The sequence below is a fragment of the Streptomyces sp. NBC_00289 genome (assembly GCF_041435115.1).
GTDB lineage: Bacteria > Actinomycetota > Actinomycetes > Streptomycetales > Streptomycetaceae > Streptomyces.
On record NZ_CP108046.1, the window covers coordinates 8,859,327 to 8,876,536 of the forward strand.

The window sequence follows — 17,210 nt, forward strand, 5'->3', positions numbered from 1 at the left end:
TCCGGTGCGGGCCGGGCTCCGTCCCGGCAGCCGCTGGATCGTCCGTCCTGTGTCTCTTCGACAGTTCGGGAGTTCGGGGCACACAGCGCGTGCCCCGGTAAGCAGCTCAGCGTGCCGGCGGGGCAGGCGGCTCACCCGTCGGGGGTGAACCGGTCCGGGCGGCGCGGCGGCAGGGGGCTCTGGCCGGCCTGCCGTTCGGCTCCGTCGCCCGGGGCGTACGTCGCCGATGGCCTTCGGGGCTGACCGGGCCGCGGGCACCCGCGGATCCGCGGCCCGATCAGCGCCGTCCGGCCGTTCGTGCTCTCCGCGCCTCTCAGACCGCCGGCGCCGGATAGGTCGGGTACTCGACCCCGGAGACGTGCTGGACGACGCGGACGACCTGGCAGGAGTAGCCGAACTCGTTGTCGTACCAGAGGTAGAGGATGGCGTTGTCGCCGTCGACCTTGGTGGCGCCGGCGTCGATGATCGAGGCGTGGCGCGAGCCCATGAAGTCGCTCGAGACCGCGTCGGGGGCGGTGGTGAAGTCGATCTGGCGCTTGAGCGGCGAGGTCAGCGACACGTTGCGGAGGTACTCCAGCACGTCCTCGCGCGTCGTCTCGCGGCCGAGCCGCAGGCTGAGGATCGCGATCGAGACGTCGGGGACCGGGACGCGGATGGAGCTGCCGGTGATCGGCGCCTTCAGGTCGGGCAGCGCCTTGGCGACGGCGGAGGCGGCACCGGTCTCGGTGATGACCATGTTCAGCGGCGCCGAACGGCCACGGCGGTCGGCCTTGTGGTAGTTGTCCAGCAGGTTCTGGTCGTTGGTGAACGAGTGGACCGTCTCCACGTGACCGCGCAGCACGCCGTACTCGTCGGCCATCGCCTTCAGCGGCGGGACGATCGCGTTGGTGGTGCAGGAGGCGCAGGACAGGATCTGCTCGTCCGGCTTGATCGTGTCGTGGTTGACGCCGTGCACGATGTTCGGGACGTCGCCCTTGCCCGGCGCGGTCAGGACGACCTTGTCGATACCGGGGCGCAGGTGCTGCGACAGGCCCTCGCGGTCACGCCACTTGCCCGTGTTGTCGATGAGGATGGCGTCCCGGATGCCGTACGCCGTGTAGTCGACCTCCGACGGGTCGCCCGCGTAGATCACCTTGATCTCGTTGCCGTTGGCGACGATCGTGCTGGTCGCCTCGTCAACGGTGATCGTGCCCTGGAACTGGCCGTGGATGGAGTCGCGGCGCAGCAGCGAGGCCCGCTTGACGATGTCCTGGTCGCCGCCCTGGCGCACCACGATGGCGCGCAGCCGCAGACCGTTTCCGGAGCCCGACTTCTCGATGAGCAGGCGGGCCACCAGACGGCCGATCCGGCCGAAGCCGTAGAGGACGACGTCACGCGGCTCGCGGCGCTCGATCTTGCCGGCACCCGTGGCACCGGCGACCGCCCCGGCGGTGAACTCCGCCACCGAAAGGCCGCGGTCGTCGGCCCGGTACGTGGCGGCGAGCATGCCGATGTCGATCTGGGACGGGCCGAGATCGAGAGTGGTGAGCGCCCGCAGGAAGGGCAGCGTCTCGGTGACCGAGAGTTCCTCGCCGGCGATCTGCCGGGCGAAGCGGTGGGTCTTGAGGATGCTCACCACCGACTTGTTCACCAGGGAGCGGCTGTGCAGCAGGACGGTGACGTCCCGCTCCCGGTGCAGCTTCCCGATGATCGGAATCATGGACTCCGCGATCTCCTCGCGGTGCTTCCAGTCGGTGAACGAGTCGTCGTTGACAGTCACAGATTTATCTTTCGAGCTAGGGGGCGCTCATATGCTAACCCCATGCCCCGGCCCCGGTTCGGGCGGCCTCCGGACCGGGTGCCTGCTCATGACGGAGACCCGGTTGAAGGCGTTGATGGTGACCGCGACCCAGATCGCCGCCGATATCTCGTCGTCGCTGAGCACCTGGCGTGCGGCGTCGTAGGCGGTGTCCTGGGCGGCGGAGTCGGCGGGGGCGGTGGTCGCCTCCGCCAGCGCGAGCGCCGCGCGTTCCCGCGCCGTGAAGAGCTCGGTGTCGCGCCAGGCCGGCAGTACCCCCAGGCGCTGCGTCGCCTCGCCCGCCCGCAGGGCCGCGCCCGTGTGAAGGTTCAGGCAGTAGGCGCAGCCGTTGATCTGTGAGACGCGAAGGTTGATCAGCTCCACGAGCCCGCGGTCGAGGCCCGCGTCGGCGGCGTTCGCACGGACCGCCTCGGACGTCTGGACCAGGGCGTGGTACGGCTTCGGGCTCTGCTTGTCGATGTAGATCCGCCGATCCGCTCGGCCCTGCGTGCTGTCGCTCAACCCGGTCTCCTTGCCGTGGACGTGAGAGGTGTGGAGGTGTGTGGGACATGCCGCCGGACGACGGGCATGTCCCCGCGCCGTGTCACGGCGCGGGCGCGGTGTGCGTCATCCGTCGGCGACGTTGGCGGTGATCAGCCGCAGGAGTTGCTTGGCCGCGGCGTCCTGATCCGGCGTCAGCCCCATGGCGTCCCCCATGGCGAGGGGAACCGTTGCGGCCGTGTCCCGCAGCCGGGCGCCGGCCTCGGTGAGGCGGATGGCGACCGAGCGCTCGTCGTCCGTGCGGCGTTCGCGGCGCAGCAGTCCGTTCGCCTCCAGTCGCTTCAGTAGCGGTGAGAGCGTGCTGGACTCCAGCTGGAGGGAGCTGCCGAGGTCGCGTACGGAGATCGAGTCCTGCTCCCACAGCACCAGCATGACCAGGTACTGCGGGTAGGTCAGGCCGAGCGCTTCGAGCAGCGGTCGGTAGCGGGCGGTGACCGCCCGGGAGGCCGCGTACAGGGCGAAGCACAACTGGTCGCCGAGGAGCAGTGATCCCTCGGTGGGTTCGGCGGCAGGGCTCACGGTACGGCTCCTGGTCCTCGCGCTGCTCATGACGATCACCACTCTAACGTTCCGGTCCCCTCGACTGTATCGAACACGAACTAGTTGTGCACGACTAAGTCGCACGCTACTGTTCAAGGCGTGCCGCGGCTCCCGGTGGACATGCACCGACGGAGTCCGCCCACGGCACCCGAAACGAGGAGGTCGCCATGACCGACAGCACTCCCGCCCGCCCCGTCCTGGAACCCGCCGCGCAGGCCTTCGTCGAGGCCACCGCGAACCCGCCCTACCTGTTCGACCTCGGCCCGGCCGAGGGTCGCAAGACCGTAGACGAGGTCCAGTCCGGCGAGATCACCAAGCCGGACGTCGACGAGGAGTGGGTCACCGTGCCCGGCGGGCCCACCGGCCAGGTCCGCGCCCGTGTCGTCCGCCCCGCCGGAGTCACCGGAGACCTCCCGGTGATCATCTACATCCACGGGGCGGGCTGGGTGTTCGGCAACGCGCACACGCACGACCGCCTGGTGCGCGAACTCGCGGTCGGCGCGGGCGCCGCCGTGGTCTTCCCGGAGTACGACCTCTCGCCGGAGGTCCGTTACCCGGTCGCCATCGAGCAGAACTACGCGGTCGCGCGGTGGGTCGTCGAGCAGGGCGCCGGCAAGAACCTGGACAGCTCGCGGCTGGCGGTGGCCGGCGACTCCGTCGGCGGCAACATGGCCGCCGCGCTGACGCTGATGGCCAAGGAGCGCGGCGACGTCCCGCTGGTCCAGCAGGTGCTGTTCTACCCGGTCACGGACGCGAACTTCGACACCGGCTCCTACCACCAGTTCGCGGAGGGCTACTTCCTGCGCCGCGACGGCATGCAGTGGTTCTGGGACCAGTACACGACCGACGAGGCCGAGCGGGCGCAGATCACCGCGTCCCCGCTGCGCGCCACCACCGAACAGCTCACCGGCCTGCCCCCGGCGCTGGTCATCACGGGCGAGGCCGACGTGCTGCGCGACGAGGGCGAGGCGTACGCCAACAAGCTGCGCACGGCCGGCGTCCCCGTCACCGCCGTCCGCTTCCAGGGCATCATCCACGACTTCGTGATGCTCAACGCCCTGCGCGAGACGCACGCCGCCGAAGCCGCGATCACGCTGGCCGTCAGCACCCTGCGCACGGCGCTCCACGCGGTTTGAGGCCACCGGCCACGGCGATCGCGCGCCCTGCCGGTGACCTGGATGGTCACGGCGGGCGGCGGGCGGCGGGCGGCAGGCAGGGGCGGCGGGCGGTGGGGCCGCGGTGGGTGAACGCGTGCTTCGGGTCCCGCGTGGCCAGGACCGGACCATGCTCCGGGGCGGATCGCGGCCACGGGCCACTCCCGCCGCCGGCCGGGTGTCCGGTCCGCGGCCCCCGGTTCGCTCACGCCGCCGGCCGGGCGCCCGGCCGTTCGATTCACCCGTGGCGTGAGGGTTGCCCCGGGTCGCGTCGGGTACGCGAGGGAGACCGCGCCCGGGCGATCATGCCCCACGCGGCCCGTACGACCGCCGCTATCAGGGAATCTGCCATGGAGACACCCGCGTACGACAACGCCGCCACCCCGGCCCAGCAAGCACTGGACGCGCTGACGGTGAACACCGACGACACAGCGGCGCTGGACGCGCTCGCGAGCAGTGACGTGCTTGTACCGGTGCCCGACGACGCGAATCAGGAGGAGACCGCCGACCCGTCGGCGGTGGCGCTGCCCGTCCTCGAGCAGGAGGACGGCGATCCGGTGGTTCCGGTGTTCACCTCGGAGCCGGCGATGGCCGAACTGCTGCCGTTCGTGTCGCGCTACCGCCTGGTGCCGCTGGGTGCCCTCGCCGCGCAGTGGCCGGTCGAGGAGCTGTCGCTGTCCATCGACGGCGGCTCGGAACACCCGCTGACGCTCACGTCCGAGGGTGTGCGCACGCTGCTGGCCAGGCCGTAGGTCCGCATGGAACGGGCCCGGCCATGCCCTGTCGGACAGGGTGCGGCCGGGCCCCGAAGTGTGCGCGCGGGGTCCCGTTTCGTGCCCGGGTCCTGGTTCCGCCCCGTGCCTGGGGTCCGTTCCCGCTCCGTGCCGAAGACCTTTTCCCGCTCCGTGCCCCCGGTCTCACTCGTGCGGGAGCCGGGCGTCGCCGAAGGTCCGGGCCAGTACCGCACGTTGCAGCGGGAGCACCTCGGCGTGCAGGTCACGGCCCTTGCGGGTGAGCGCCACCCAGACACCGCGCCGGTCCTCCACGCACATCGAGCGTTCCACCAGTCCGTCCTTCTCCAGCCGGCCGATCAGGCGGGAGAGTGCGCTCTGGCTCAGATGGACCCGGCCGGCCAGGTTCTGAACCCGGCACTGGTCTCCGTCCCCGGGCGACTCGGTGGCGAGGATGTCGAGCACCTCGAAATCGCTCGCGCCCAGACCGTGCGGGTGCAGGGCACGGTCGATCTCGCACATCGTGCGCGCGTGCAGCGACAGGATGTCCCGCCAGCGTTCCTCGAGCCCGGCATCGGCCGTCTTGACTGCCATACCCGCACGGTAACACCGATTCCGCTATTCGTTGAGTATGCAACTAGTGTGCGCGCATGCAACAGGTCTCAGGCGGCCGGGTCCTGGGTGAGTCCGACGAGGTTGCCGTCCGCGTCCTTCACGAAGGCGATCAGCTTGCCGCCGCCGACGTCCTGAACGTCATGGAGCGTCTCCGCGCCGGCGGCCAGCAGTGCCGCGAGGGTGGCCCGGAGGTCGGTCACGTGCCAGTAGGGGACCGGCCCGGTCATGCCCTTGGCGTGCCCGTTGGGGTCGAGGCCGATTTCCTGCTCCGCGTCCCGGAAACCGACGTAGTACGGTTCGTCGGCGTACGGCTCCACCCCCAGCAGGGCGCTGAACAGGGACTTCGCCCCGGCGAGGTCCTTGACGGGGTAGATGATCGTCTTGAGGCCGGCGGTCATGTCGTACTCCCTTGCCACTGCGCGGACCGACGAGATGTGTCGGTGTCGGCCGACGGATTTCGTCGGTGGTCCCACGCTAGAGCGGGGGAGCGCGGAGTGGCTTCTCCGATCCTGACCGGTCGAGCGGACGGGCCGCGCGAGCCGGCCCACACGGCACCCAGGCGCTCCCCGTGTCCCGCTAGGTCGACTCCCGCCGTACCAGCTCCGTCGGCAGGATGACCGCCGCCGGCTCCTCGCCCCCGATCTGAGCCAGCAGCACCCGGACCATTTCCGCGCTGATGCGGTCCCAGGGCTGCCGGATGGTGGTGAGTGCCGGGCGGGCCGAGAGCGCGGCGGGCGAGTCGTCGAAACCGCCGACCGCGACGTCCTCGGGAACCCGGCGCCCCGCCCGTTCGAGCGCGGTCAGCACACCCTGTGCCATCAGGTCGGACGCGACGAACACGGCGTCCATGTCGGGGGACTGGGCGAGCAGACGCTCGGCGCCCGACTCGCCGCTGAGCCGGCTGTAGTCGCCGGAGACCACGAGCCGGTCGTCGATCCCGACACCCGCCTCGGTGAGGACCTCGCGGTAGCCGGCGAGGCGCTCCACCCCGCCGGGGGTGTCGAGCGGGCCGGTGACCATGCCGATACGGCGGCGGCCCAGCGACAGCAGGTGGCGCACCATGTCCTGGGCGCCGTCCCGGTCGTCCGCCGCCACGTAACTGACCTTGGAACCGAGGCCGATCGGCTTGCCGCAGGCGACCAGTGGCACGCCCGCCTTGCGCAGTTCCTCGGCGATCGGGTCCCCGGAGTGGCTGGAGACCAGCAGGACGCCGTCGACATGGCCGGCCGTGATGTACCGCGTGATCCGCCGCCGTTCGTCCTCGGTACCGGCCAGCATCAGCAGGAGCGGCACGTCGTGCGCGGCGAGGGCCTGGGTGCAGCCCCGCAGCAGGACGTTGAAGTTGGGATCCTCGAAGAACCGCTCCTGCGGCTCGGTGAGCAGGAACCCGACCGAGTCGGACCGCCCGGTGATCAGCGAGCGGGCGTGCCGGTTGACGACGTAGCCGGTCTTGCGGATGGCCGCGTTCACCGCCTCGAGAGCGGCCGGGCTGACGTAGTGCCCGCCGTTGAGCACGCGCGAGACGGTTCCCCGTGACACTCCCGCCACCCGCGCCACATCGTGAATCGTCGGCGGTCTGCGCCGGCCCCCCGGATTGTTCATGGTCACGACCTTACGACTCCGCGCGGCGGTTCGAGGCCCCTGAGCGGGTGGACGATCCGAACGCCGGCTCCGGCGGCACGTGGTATCCGTGCACCTGCCGGAACAACCCACACCTTCTCCCGGCCGGGGTCCTGTGCGGGCCGGCCCGGGCGCGTGCCCGTCAGGCGCCTTCGCTCAGTCCGAACGCGGCTCGGCAGTGTCGCCCGAGGTCGTTTCCGCTTTCGTGTAGAGGACCTCGCGGGCCTGCTCCGAGGCGCGGATCATGCTCTCGCCGACGAAGTCGACGAAGCGGGCGATGCCCTGGAGGCGGGCCGCCGCCGGGGTGTCGGGCCCGAGGACGCGGACGCCCTGCCGTGCGGTCTCGGCGAGCTGGGCGTGGGCCCGGGCGGCGGCGATCATGCCCTGGTACCAGACGTCGTCGTCGGCGACGTAGCGCTCGCGGCGGCGTTCGTCCCGTTCCCGGCGGATGAGGCCCTGGCTTTCCAGGAACGTGATCGCCTTGGAGATGGACGCCGGGCTGACCTGGAGGTGCTGGACGAGTTCCGACGCGGTGAGGCTGCCCGCGTCGGTGGTGTAGAGGGACACGAGCACCCGGGACATCATCTTCGGCAACCCCTGTTGCATGAGGAGCGTGGTGAACGACTCCTCGTACTCGCGCACGGCCTCGGCGTCGCGTCCGTCGGCCTGCGGGGGCGCCTGACGCCCCCGGGGCGCGGTCTGCCTGCGCTGGTGGGCGCGGCGTTCGGTGGCGCGGTGGGCCAGGTCGGCGCGGTAGGCGGTGGGGCCGCCGTTCCGCATCACCTCACGCGTGATCGTCGAGGTGGGCCGGTCGAGACGTCTGGCGATCTCCGCGTAGGCGAGCCCGTCGGCCAGCCCCAGCGCGATCTGCTGGCGTTCCTGCTGGGTGAGCCTGCCTCCCGGCATCGCGATGTCCCCTCTCACGGTTCCCTGACGCTTCCCAGCATAGCGTTCACTTTCTATCCAATGCAACGAGGGGGCAAGCTGTCGTTGCATTAAAAACAGGACCGTTGCAACGAAAGTGTGGCTCTGAGCTGCTCTTATGTTGATGCGATGCAACATGCTTGTTGTGTGATCTGTGAACGCAACGTAGCGTTTCCGGTGTCAGAAACAACAAGCGCAGGAGGAGAGCACCATGCAGAAGTTCGACACCCCCACCCCGGTCTCCGCCGTCCTCGACATCCCCGCGGGGCGCGTCCAGTTCATCGCCGCCGACCGGGCCGACACCGTCGTCGAGGTCCTGCCCGCGGACGCCTCGAAGGGCCGCGACGTGAAGGCCGCGGAGCGGATCGAGGTCGCATACGGCGACGGCGTCCTGCGAATCCAGGCCCCCGCGGCGAAGAACCAGTACTTCGGCGCCTCCGGCTTCATCGAGGTCACGGTCCAGCTGCCCGCCGGTTCCCGCATCGAGGCGAAGGCGGCCAGCGCCGAGTTCCGGGCCGTCGGACGGTTCGGAGACATCGCCTTCGACGGCGCGCACGGCGCGGTCAAGATCGACGAGGCCGCGAGCGTCCGCCTCACCGCCCTCGCCGGTGACGTCTCGGTCGGACGCCTGGGCGGCCCCGCGGAGATCAGCACCCAGAAGGGCGACATCACCATCGACGAGGCCGTGCACGGCACGGTCGTGCTGCGCACCCAGATGGGCGACGTGTCGGTCCGCGCCGCCGCCGGAGTCTCCGCCTCGCTGGACGCCGGTACCAGCTACGGCCGTATCAACAACGCGCTCAGGAACACCGAGGACAGCGCCGACCTGAACATCCACGCGACCACCGCCTACGGCGACATCGACGCCCGCAGCCTCTGAAGGAGCACGCATCATGACCAACCTGGCCATCGCGGCGAACGGGCTGCGCAAGTCCTACGGCGACAAGGTCGTCCTCGACGGCATCGACCTGGCCGTCCCCGCCGGCACCGTCTTCTCGCTGCTCGGCCCGAACGGCGCCGGCAAGACCACCGCCGTGAAGATCCTCTCCACCCTGATCTCCGCCGACCCGGACAGCGGCGACATCCACATCGGCGGTCACGACCCGGCCGCCGACCCGCAGGCGGTGCGCGCCGCGATCGGCGTCACCGGGCAGTTCTCCGCCGTCGACGGCCTGATCACCGGTGAGGAGAACATGCTCCTCATGGCGGACCTGCACCACCTCTCCCGCCGTGAGGGGCGGCGGGTCGCCGCCGAGCTGCTGGAGCGGTTCGACCTGGCGGAGGTGGCGAAGAAGCCCGCCTCCACCTACTCCGGCGGCATGAAGCGCCGCCTGGACATCGCGATGACGCTGGTCGGCAGCCCGCGGATCATCTTCCTCGACGAGCCGACCACCGGCCTCGACCCGCGCGCCCGGCACGGCATGTGGCAGATCATCCGCGAGCTGGTCACGGGTGGGGTCACCGTCTTCCTCACCACCCAGTACCTGGAGGAGGCCGACGAGCTCGCCGACCGTATCGCCGTGCTCCACGGCGGCACGATCGCCGCCGAGGGCACCGCCGAGGAGTTGAAGCGGCTGGTCCCGGGCGGACATGTGCGGCTGCGCTTCACCGACCCGGCGGCATACCGGGCCGCCGCTTCCGCCCTGCGCGAGGTCACCCTCGATGACGAGGCGCTGGCGCTGCAGATCCCCAGCGGCGGCAGCCAGCGCGAACTGCGCACCGTCCTCGACCGGCTGGACGCGGCCGGCATCGAGGCGGACGAGCTGACGATGCACACCCCCGACCTCGACGACGTGTTCTTCGCCCTGACCGGCGGCGCCGGCATCCCCGCCCAGCCCAAGGAGGCTGTCCGATGAGCACCCCCCTGGCTCCCACCCGTCCGACCCGGCTCTCCCTCGCCGTACGCGACTCGTCCACGATGCTGCGACGCAACCTCCTGCACGCGAGGCGCTATCCGTCCCTCACCCTGAACCTGCTGCTGACCCCGATCATGTTGCTGCTGCTCTTCGTCTACATCTTCGGCGACACGATGAGCTCGGGCATCGGCGGCGGCACGCCCGACCGCTCCGCGTACATCGCGTACGTCGTCCCGGGCCTGCTGCTGATGACCATCGGCAGCACCGTGGTCGGAACCGCGGTCTCCGTCTCCAACGACATGACCGAGGGCATCATCGCCCGCTTCCGCACCATGGCGATCCACCGCCCTTCGGTGCTCGTCGGGCACGTCGTCGGCAGCGTGCTGCAGTCGATCACGAGCGTGGTCCTCGTGGGTGCCGTCGCCGTCGCCATCGGCTTCCGGTCAACGGACGCGACCGCCCTGGAGTGGCTGGCGGCGTTCGGGCTGCTCGTGCTCTTCGCCCTGGCACTCACCTGGATCGCCGTCGGCATGGGCCTGGTCAGCCCCAACGCCGAGGCCGCCGGCAACAACGCCATGCCGCTGATCCTGCTGCCGCTTCTGTCCAGCGCCTTCACACCGGTCGAATCCATGCCCGGCTGGTTCCAGCCGATCGCCGAGTACCAACCCTTCACGCCCGCCATCGAAACCCTGCGGGGCCTGTTGCTCGGCAGCGAGATCGGCCACAACGGGTGGCTCGCCGTCGTCTGGTGCCTGGCTCTCACGGTGCTCGGCTTTTTCTGGTCGACCTCCACGTTCAACCGCGACCCGAAGTAGCCGCCGTGACAGCGCGGAAGGACCACCTTCCGCAAACCCGTCCGCCCCAGGGTGGCGTACGCCGGCACCGCGTCGGCCTACGCCGCCTCGTCGGCGTTCCCGGCCGGACGCCGGACGCCGGACGCCGGCCACCGGCCGCCGGGCCCGGGGCTGAGCCCCACGACGCCCGACCCTCACACCTGGGGCGGGGTCGAACGCACTTTCCGCGCAAGGGAGTTCGGTACCGGACAAAAGGTGCGGAGTCGCGGACATGATGACCTCGTCTGCGGGACAGTGGGAGGACGCGGTCGAGGAGGGCTCGGACGGAGGGGACGAGATGCTGAGGACTTCCGTCAGTGCGAGGCGGCTGGACATCCTGGAGTGGCTGAAGGACCCGGTCGCACACTTCCCGCCGCAGCGGCACGGCGACCCCGTCGAGGACGGGGTCACGGCAGGTGCGGTCGCCGACAAGCTCGGCGTGCGCCGTTCGGTCGCGGTCACCCACCTCGGCCTGCTCGTGGACCTCGGCCTGCTCCGCACCAGGAAGATCCGGCGGCGCACCTATTACCGGCGCGACGAGGTACGGATAGCCGAGGTGGCGCGCATGTTCGAAAAGGGCTGGTAGGGCCGCCTGTTCGACCACCCTCGGCAGAACCGGGCGTTGAGAGAGGCCGGTGGCGCCTGGTACTCCGGAACGGCCGGTAAGGCCCGGTGAGGAAGGGGCCGCGGGGGTACACACCCGCCAGGTTCCCCCGGGCGACATGGAAGGACAGACGCGCATGGACCGTCCCACTGCTCTCGTCCCACGGCACTACATCGCGATCGGCGGGCGCGGCCCCGAGGACGTGGTCGCCGACTCCCACGGCCGGGTGATCACCGGAGTGGAGGACGGCCGCATCCTGCGGATCGACGGGCTGACCGATCCCTCCGCGACCCTCGTCGAGGTACTCGCCGAGACCGGCGGCAGGCCCTTGGGCCTCGAACTCCTCCCGGAAAACGCCCTGTTGGTGTGCGACGCCGAACGCGGCCTGCTGCGCGTCGGACTCGACGACGGCGTCGTCCGCGTCCTCGCCGACTCACTGGCGGGGGAGCGGCTGCGGTTCTGCAGCAATGTGGTCGCCCTGTCCGACGGCAGCGTCTGCTTCACCGTCTCCAGCCGCCGCTACCCCCTGGAACAGTGGATCGGCGATCTGGTCGAGCACACCGGGACGGGCCGGCTGCTGCGCCTGGCCCCCGGCAGCGACACGCCCCAAGTACTGCTGGAGGGACTCCAGTTCGCCAACGGCCTGGCGTCGAGCGGTGACGAGTCCTTCCTCGTCGTCGCCGAGACCGGCGCGTACCGGCTGACCCGCTACTGGCTCGCGGGGCCGAAGGCAGGCCGGAGCGAGCCGTTCGTCGAGGACCTCCCGGGCATGCCCGACAATCTGTGGCGCGGCGGCACCGACGGGCTGATCCGGGTCGCGCTGGCGGGCCCCCGAGTGCCCCCGCTGGACCTGCTGCATCGCGGTACGCCGACGCTCCGCCGTGCCGCCGCAAGCGTCGCGGTGCGCGCCCCCTTCCGCCCCACCGGGACGATCGGCGTCCTGGCCGTCGACGACCAGGGCAACGTGGTCCAGCACCTTGCCCGCCGTCGCTCCGGTTTCCGTATGGTCACCGCCGTCTGCGAGGCCGCCGGGCACCTCGTTCTGGGGAGCCTGCGGGAGCGGGGCGTGGCCGTGTGTGAGGCGCCCGCCCCGAAATGACCCGGATGCGTGCCCGGCGTCGATGGCGTCGATGCCGGAGAACGGGTCCCCGCCTTCCTGACGCGGCTCGACGAACTCCGCCCCGAGAGCAAGGGCGGTCCTCGACGCCCCCGAAGTTTTCATCCGGTACGTCACCCGCGGCGAGGCGGAGTCCGACAGTCCGGGCGAAACGGGCAGGGTGGGTGTCGTAAAGGGTAAGAGGTCGTTGTGAACTGGGCGCCGGCCGTCGCAAGGGCGATGGCCGGCGCTCCGCAGCGCCACCTCACCGGCCCGCGTGATGCGGTCGGGACGCGACCCGATCCTCCCCCGGGGCGCACTGGTGGTGAACCTCACCGGTTGTCTCGTTCTCGGCGCTGACCGGCGCTGACCGGCGCGGTCGCCCCGGGAGCCGCGGACTCCCGCCTTCAGCTGCTCCGGGGGCGGGCCCGGGCGGGGCCCGGATGACGTGCTCCACGTTCTCTTACGAGACACTGCGGCTGACCGGGACGGCGGCGGGCCTCTACGCTGCCGCCAACGTCGTCGACAGCGTGACGGCGGGCCTCGGTGCGGCACGGGCCGGGGTGTCGATCACCCGGGCCGTGCGGACGTGGGCGGCCGGGCGCTTGCACGCGTAGTCGAGACTGTTCACCGCACAGTCGACCAACTCCTCAGAACTGGATTCCATGAGCGTCATCAACGTCGGTCAGGCCGTGGTCCTCGGAGCCGTCGAGGGGGTGACCGAGTTCCTGCCCGTCTCCTCCACCGGCCATCTGAAGATCACCGAGGGCCTGATGAACATCCCCGTCGACAACGACGCGGTCGTGGGGTTCTCGGCCGTCATCCAGGTCGGCGCGATCGCCGCCGTGCTCGTGTACTTCTTCAAGGACATCGTGCGCATCGTCTCCGCCTGGGGCCGTGGTCTGCGGAACAAGGAGGAGCGCCACCACCACGACTACAAGTTCGCCTGGTGGGTGATCTACGCGACGATCCCGATCGTGATCGTCGGGCTGGCAGCCAAGCCGCTGATCGAAGGACCGCTCGCCTCCCTGTGGGTGGTCGCCGGCTCGTTGATCGCCGGCAGTGGTGTGATGTGGGCGGCGGACCAGATGGGACGGCACAAGCGCGGGGAGGACGACACCTCGTTCAAGGACGCGATGCTGGTCGGCAGTTCACAGATCCTCGCCCTGCTCTTCCCCGGCTTCTCGCGCTCCGGCGCCACCATGTCGACGGCTCTGATCCTCGACCTGGACCGGGTCGCGGCGACCCGCCTCTCGTTCTTCCTCGGCATCCCGGCCCTGACCGGCGCCGGCCTGTACGAACTGAAGGACGCCCTGGGTACGGGCGTCGGCGTCGCCCCCCTCGCCGTCGGCACCGCGGTCTCCTTCGTGGTCGCGTACGGCTCCATCGCCTGGCTGCTGAAGTTCGTCGCCAAGCACTCCTTCAACGCCTTCGTGATCTACCGGCTCGTCATCGGCGTGGCCCTCTTCGGGCTGCTCGCCGGGGGCGTGCTCGACAGCTGAGCGGATGGGCCCAGCGGGGTGTGAAGTCGGTTTTCAGGCTTCACGCCCCGTGAATCTTTTCTTTCAGGTGCCTTGACAGTCCGCTCCCGCCGCCCGCAGGATCACTTCCGTGAACCTGTCAGACAGCCAGACAGGTGGTGCGGTCCCGCGGCGCGTCAGCGCCATGGAAGCGGTGCTGGCCCACCTCCGCGGCGCCATCGAGCGCGGTACCTACGCCATCGGCGACAAGCTCCCCTCCGAGGCGGAGCTGTGCCGCACCCTCGAGGTCTCCCGCCCCGTGCTCCGCGAGTCACTGCGCGCCCTGCAGACCATGGGGCTGACGGTCTCCAAGACCGGCAAGGGCACCTTCGTGGTCGCCAACACCGTCGAGGACCCCACCTTCGGCGACTACGCGGCCAGCGACCTGCTGGAGGTGCGCCGCCACATCGAGATCCCGGTCGCCGGCTACGCGGCCCGGCGCCGCACCCCGGAGAACCTGGACCACCTGGCCCACCTCCTGGACCGCATGGAGCAGGAGACCGACACCACCGCGTGGGTCGCGATGGACTCGCTCTTCCACCTCGCCGTGGCCGAGGCCGCCCAGAACCCGGTCTTCCGCCGGGTCATCGAGGAGATCCGCGACGCGCTGGCCCGCCAGTCCGCGTTCCTCAACGAGCTCGGCGGCCGTCGGGAGCAGTCCAACCGCGAGCACCGCGCGATCGTCGAGGCGCTGCTCGACGGCAGCGAACACGACGCCGTCGAGGCCATGGCGCACCACCTCGACCGCGTCGAGACCACCCTCACCCACATCGTGCGCAACCCCCGGCGCACGGACACTCCCATGGAAGGCGGACCCGAGGCGTGAGCGAGCAGCACCTCCAGGAGGCAACCCGCACACCGGCCGCGCACGTCGACGCCGGGGACGAGGGCTACAGCAAGTCCCTGAAGTCCCGGCACGTCAACATGATCGCCATCGGCGGCGCCATCGGTACCGGTCTCTTCCTCGGCGCCGGCGGCCGCCTCGCCGACGCCGGCCCGTCCCTGTTCATCGCCTACGCGGTCTGCGGAGTTTTCGCCTTCCTCGTGGTGCGGGCCCTCGGCGAACTCGTCCTGTACCGCCCGTCCTCCGGCGCCTTCGTCTCGTACGCCCGGGAGTTCCTCGGCGAGAAGGGCGCGTACACCGCGGGCTGGATGTACTTCCTCAACTGGGCCACCACGGGGATCGCCGACATCACCGCGGTGGCGACCTACACCCACTACTGGGGCATGTTCTCCGACATCCCGCAGTGGGTGATCGCGCTGATCGCCCTGGCCGTGGTCCTCACGGTGAACCTGATCTCGGTGAAGATCTTCGGCGAGCTGGAGTTCTGGTTCGCCATCGTCAAGGTCAGCGCCCTGGTGATCTTCATGTGTATCGGCATCTTCCTGCTGGTCACCCAGCACCCGGTCGACGGCGCGACCCCCGGCCCGTCCCTGATCACCGACAACGGCGGCATCTTCCCCAGCGGCCTGCTGCCCATGCTGCTGATCATCCAGGGTGTCGTCTTCGCCTATGCCTCAGTCGAGCTGGTCGGTGTGACCGCGGGTGAGACCGAGAACCCCGAGCAGATCATGCCGAAGGCGATCAACTCGATCATGTGGCGCGTCGGCGTGTTCTATGTCGGCTCGGTGGTCCTGCTGTCGATGCTGCTGCCCTGGAACAAGTACACCGCCGGCGAGAGCCCCTTCGTGACCGTGCTGTCCAACGTCGGTATCCCGGCGGCGGGCGGTGTGATGAACCTCGTCGTCCTCACCGCGGCCATGTCCTCGCTCAACTCCGGGCTCTACTCCACCGGCCGCATCCTGCGCTCCATGGCCAAGTCCGGCTCCGCGCCGAGGTTCACCGGCGTCATGAGCCGCAGCCAGGTCCCGTACGGCGGCATCCTGCTCACCAGCGGCGTCTGCGTCCTCGGCGTCGGCCTCAACTTCGTCGTGCCCGCCGACGCGTTCGAGATCGTGCTGAACTTCGCCGCGATCGGCATCCTCGCCACCTGGGGCATGATCATGGTCTGTCACCTGCTCTTCTGGCAGAGGACCCAGAAGGGCGAACTCGCCCGCCCCGACTACCGCCTGCCGGGTTCCCCCTGGACCGAACTGGTGACGCTGGCCTTCCTCGCCACCGTCCTGGTCCTCATGTACGCCGACGGCGGCGCCGGACGCACCACCGTGCTGTGCCTGCCGTTGATCGCCGCCGCCCTGGTCGCCGGATGGTTCGGCATCCGCGGCCGGGCGCCACGCAGGCCGACCACCGGAGCGGACGCGTGAACTACGCGCCCTCCCACGACCACCGGAGCGGACGCGTGAAACGCGCGGCCGCCCATGACCACCAGGCAGTGATGTACAGCAGCTCCGTCGCGGACGCACCCCTCGTCCGTGAACCCCTCCACGCCCCCGTCGCCCACCTCGTACGCGGCGGTGTGATCGAGGGCATCCACTACGGCTCCGTCGTCGTCCTCGGCGCCGGCGGCGAGGTCCAGCTCCAGATCGGCGACATCGAGGCCGCCTGTCACCCGCGCTCGGCGCTCAAGCCCGTCCAGGCCGTGGCCATGGTCCGGGCCGGGCTGCCCCTCGACGGCGAGCTGCTCTCGCTCGCCGCCGCCAGCCACTCCGGCGAGGAACGCCATCTCGCCGGCACCCGGCGCATCCTGGAGCTCGCCCAGCTCACCGAGGACGACCTGCGCAACGTGCCCGACCTGCCGTTCGGCCCGGCCGTCCGGGACGACTGGGTGCGCGAGGGCCGGCTGCCCTCCCGGCTCGCCCAGAACTGCTCCGGCAAGCACGCCGCCATGCTCTACGTCAGCAGGCTCAACGGCTGGTCCCTCGACGACTACCTCGCCCCCGGGCACCCGCTCCAGCAGGCGATCGCGGAGATCGTGGAGGACCTCACCGGGCAGCGCATCGCCCAGGTGAGCGTCGACGGCTGCGGGGCGCCCCTGTTCTCCGTCTCGCTGCACGGCCTCGCCCGGGCGGCCGCCCGGATCACCACCGCCGCGCCCGGCACCCCCGAGGCACGGGTGGCGGAGGCGATGCGCGCACACGCCGAGATGGCCTCCGGAGCCGGCCGGGACGTCGCCGCGCTGATGCGGGCCGTGCCCGGGCTGCTCGCCAAGGACGGCTTCGAGGGCGTACAGGTCGCCGCGCTGCCGGACGGCCGGGCCGTCGCCGTGAAGATCGCCGACGGGGCGGACCGGGCGCGGGTCCCGGTCGCCGCGGCCGCGCTCGCCCGGGCCGGGGTCGATCCCGCCGTCCTCACCGGGTTCGCCGGGCAGCCGTTGCTCGGCGGCGGCAGGCCGGTCGGCAGCGTCCGCCCGGTCCGCGCACTGGACCCGCTCACCTCGCTGCCCACCCCCACCCACGTCTGAGAGAAGGCCCGTACCGT

General features: G+C 70.7%; 18 protein-coding genes and 1 pseudogene. 12 read left to right on the forward strand and 7 right to left on the reverse strand.

The features are described from left to right. Positions 1-313: 313 nt before the first annotated feature. The 3 genes from OG985_RS40070 to OG985_RS40080 all read right to left on the reverse strand — a co-directional run bounded on the left by OG985_RS40070 (position 314) and on the right by OG985_RS40080 (position 2,857). Positions 314-1,759, reverse strand: coding sequence for a glyceraldehyde-3-phosphate dehydrogenase (locus tag OG985_RS40070; protein WP_371673293.1), 1,446 nt, complete (start codon positions 1,757-1,759; stop codon positions 314-316). 27 nt (positions 1,760-1,786) lie between these two features. After that, on the reverse strand, positions 1,787-2,299 hold the full coding sequence (locus OG985_RS40075; RefSeq protein WP_371673294.1) for a carboxymuconolactone decarboxylase family protein: 513 nt from the start codon (positions 2,297-2,299) through the stop codon (positions 1,787-1,789). Between the two features lie 105 nt (positions 2,300-2,404). Continuing rightward, entirely contained in the window at positions 2,405-2,857 is a 453-nt protein-coding gene (locus OG985_RS40080) for a MarR family winged helix-turn-helix transcriptional regulator (RefSeq protein WP_371673295.1), read from the reverse strand. 188 nt (positions 2,858-3,045) lie between these two features. Between OG985_RS40080 and OG985_RS40085 the strand changes: the two genes are divergently transcribed. Both OG985_RS40085 and OG985_RS40090 read left to right on the forward strand, forming a co-directional pair. Continuing rightward, positions 3,046-4,014: an alpha/beta hydrolase gene (locus OG985_RS40085; protein WP_371673296.1), complete on the forward strand. Its 969-nt coding sequence runs from the start codon at positions 3,046-3,048 to the stop codon at positions 4,012-4,014. A gap of 368 nt (positions 4,015-4,382) precedes the next feature. After that, positions 4,383-4,784: an SseB family protein gene (locus OG985_RS40090; protein ID WP_371673297.1), complete on the forward strand. Its 402-nt coding sequence runs from the start codon at positions 4,383-4,385 to the stop codon at positions 4,782-4,784. A gap of 165 nt (positions 4,785-4,949) precedes the next feature. On the opposite strand, the gene OG985_RS40095 is transcribed toward OG985_RS40090, so the two are convergent. From OG985_RS40095 to OG985_RS40110, 4 genes are all read right to left on the reverse strand, one after another. Continuing rightward, positions 4,950-5,357: a MarR family winged helix-turn-helix transcriptional regulator gene (locus tag OG985_RS40095; RefSeq protein ID WP_371673298.1), complete on the reverse strand. Its 408-nt coding sequence runs from the start codon at positions 5,355-5,357 to the stop codon at positions 4,950-4,952. Positions 5,358-5,425: 68 nt separating this feature from the next. After that, positions 5,426-5,776 (reverse strand): VOC family protein, encoded by a 351-nt coding sequence (locus OG985_RS40100; protein ID WP_371673299.1) that lies wholly within the window; start codon positions 5,774-5,776, stop codon positions 5,426-5,428. Positions 5,777-5,954: 178 nt separating this feature from the next. Beyond that, positions 5,955-6,986 (reverse strand): LacI family DNA-binding transcriptional regulator, encoded by a 1,032-nt coding sequence (locus tag OG985_RS40105; protein ID WP_371673300.1) that lies wholly within the window; start codon positions 6,984-6,986, stop codon positions 5,955-5,957. Between the two features lie 168 nt (positions 6,987-7,154). Continuing rightward, positions 7,155-7,904 carry a helix-turn-helix domain-containing protein gene (locus OG985_RS40110; RefSeq protein ID WP_371674626.1) on the reverse strand — a complete coding sequence of 250 codons (750 nt, stop codon included), beginning with the start codon at positions 7,902-7,904 and terminating at the stop codon, positions 7,155-7,157. Positions 7,905-8,133: 229 nt separating this feature from the next. On the opposite strand from OG985_RS40110, the gene OG985_RS40115 reads away from it, so the two are divergent. The 10 genes and pseudogenes from OG985_RS40115 to OG985_RS40160 all read left to right on the forward strand — a co-directional run bounded on the left by OG985_RS40115 (position 8,134) and on the right by OG985_RS40160 (position 17,193). After that, a complete protein-coding gene (locus tag OG985_RS40115; RefSeq protein ID WP_371673301.1) occupies positions 8,134-8,802 on the forward strand; it encodes a DUF4097 family beta strand repeat-containing protein in 669 nt (222 codons plus the stop codon). 13 nt (positions 8,803-8,815) lie between these two features. Further along, complete coding sequence (locus tag OG985_RS40120; RefSeq protein ID WP_371673302.1) at positions 8,816-9,778, forward strand: ATP-binding cassette domain-containing protein; 963 nt, start codon at positions 8,816-8,818, stop codon at positions 9,776-9,778. Then, positions 9,775-10,593 carry an ABC transporter permease gene (locus tag OG985_RS40125; protein ID WP_371673303.1) on the forward strand — a complete coding sequence of 273 codons (819 nt, stop codon included), beginning with the start codon at positions 9,775-9,777 and terminating at the stop codon, positions 10,591-10,593. The genes OG985_RS40120 and OG985_RS40125 overlap by 4 nt, the downstream gene beginning before the upstream one ends. 316 nt (positions 10,594-10,909) lie before the next feature. After that, on the forward strand, positions 10,910-11,197 hold the full coding sequence (locus OG985_RS40130; RefSeq protein WP_371674627.1) for an ArsR family transcriptional regulator: 288 nt from the start codon (positions 10,910-10,912) through the stop codon (positions 11,195-11,197). 154 nt (positions 11,198-11,351) lie between these two features. After that, positions 11,352-12,314, forward strand: a complete 963-nt coding sequence (locus OG985_RS40135) for an SMP-30/gluconolactonase/LRE family protein (RefSeq protein WP_371673304.1) — start codon at positions 11,352-11,354, stop codon at positions 12,312-12,314. A 207-nt stretch (positions 12,315-12,521) separates the two neighbouring features. Then, positions 12,522-12,928, forward strand: a pseudogene (locus tag OG985_RS40140) (CrcB family protein). Between the two features lie 48 nt (positions 12,929-12,976). Then, the gene (locus tag OG985_RS40145) at positions 12,977-13,813 is read left to right on the forward strand and encodes an undecaprenyl-diphosphate phosphatase (protein ID WP_371673305.1); all 837 of its coding nucleotides are present in this window, start codon (positions 12,977-12,979) and stop codon (positions 13,811-13,813) included. Between the two features lie 163 nt (positions 13,814-13,976). After that, a complete protein-coding gene (locus OG985_RS40150) occupies positions 13,977-14,657 on the forward strand; it encodes a FadR/GntR family transcriptional regulator (RefSeq protein WP_371674628.1) in 681 nt (226 codons plus the stop codon). After that, on the forward strand, positions 14,654-16,096 hold the full coding sequence (locus OG985_RS40155; protein WP_371673306.1) for an amino acid permease: 1,443 nt from the start codon (positions 14,654-14,656) through the stop codon (positions 16,094-16,096). The genes OG985_RS40150 and OG985_RS40155 overlap by 4 nt, the downstream gene beginning before the upstream one ends. A 71-nt stretch (positions 16,097-16,167) precedes the next feature. Further along, entirely contained in the window at positions 16,168-17,193 is a 1,026-nt protein-coding gene (locus tag OG985_RS40160) for an asparaginase (RefSeq protein WP_371674629.1), read from the forward strand. The last annotated feature ends 17 nt before the right edge of the window (positions 17,194-17,210 follow it).

Excerpts from the sequence above, each read along its gene's own strand:
- OG985_RS40125 (WP_371673303.1), top strand. The coding sequence starts at position 9,775 with ATGAGCACCCCCCTGGCTCCCACCCGTCCGACCCGGCTCTCCCTCGCC.
- OG985_RS40085 (WP_371673296.1), top strand. The coding sequence starts at position 3,046 with ATGACCGACAGCACTCCCGCCCGCCCCGTCCTGGAACCCGCCGCGCAG.
- OG985_RS40160 (WP_371674629.1), top strand. The coding sequence starts at position 16,168 with ATGTACAGCAGCTCCGTCGCGGACGCACCCCTCGTCCGTGAACCCCTC.
- OG985_RS40095 (WP_371673298.1), bottom strand. The coding sequence starts at position 5,357 with ATGGCAGTCAAGACGGCCGATGCCGGGCTCGAGGAACGCTGGCGGGAC.
- OG985_RS40100 (WP_371673299.1), bottom strand. The coding sequence starts at position 5,776 with ATGACCGCCGGCCTCAAGACGATCATCTACCCCGTCAAGGACCTCGCC.
- OG985_RS40145 (WP_371673305.1), top strand. The coding sequence starts at position 12,977 with ATGAGCGTCATCAACGTCGGTCAGGCCGTGGTCCTCGGAGCCGTCGAG.
- OG985_RS40130 (WP_371674627.1), top strand. The coding sequence starts at position 10,910 with ATGCTGAGGACTTCCGTCAGTGCGAGGCGGCTGGACATCCTGGAGTGG.
- OG985_RS40120 (WP_371673302.1), top strand. The coding sequence starts at position 8,816 with ATGACCAACCTGGCCATCGCGGCGAACGGGCTGCGCAAGTCCTACGGC.
- OG985_RS40115 (WP_371673301.1), top strand. The coding sequence starts at position 8,134 with ATGCAGAAGTTCGACACCCCCACCCCGGTCTCCGCCGTCCTCGACATC.
- OG985_RS40135 (WP_371673304.1), top strand. The coding sequence starts at position 11,352 with ATGGACCGTCCCACTGCTCTCGTCCCACGGCACTACATCGCGATCGGC.
- OG985_RS40150 (WP_371674628.1), top strand. The coding sequence starts at position 13,977 with ATGGAAGCGGTGCTGGCCCACCTCCGCGGCGCCATCGAGCGCGGTACC.
- OG985_RS40110 (WP_371674626.1), bottom strand. The coding sequence starts at position 7,904 with ATGCCGGGAGGCAGGCTCACCCAGCAGGAACGCCAGCAGATCGCGCTG.
- OG985_RS40090 (WP_371673297.1), top strand. The coding sequence starts at position 4,383 with ATGGAGACACCCGCGTACGACAACGCCGCCACCCCGGCCCAGCAAGCA.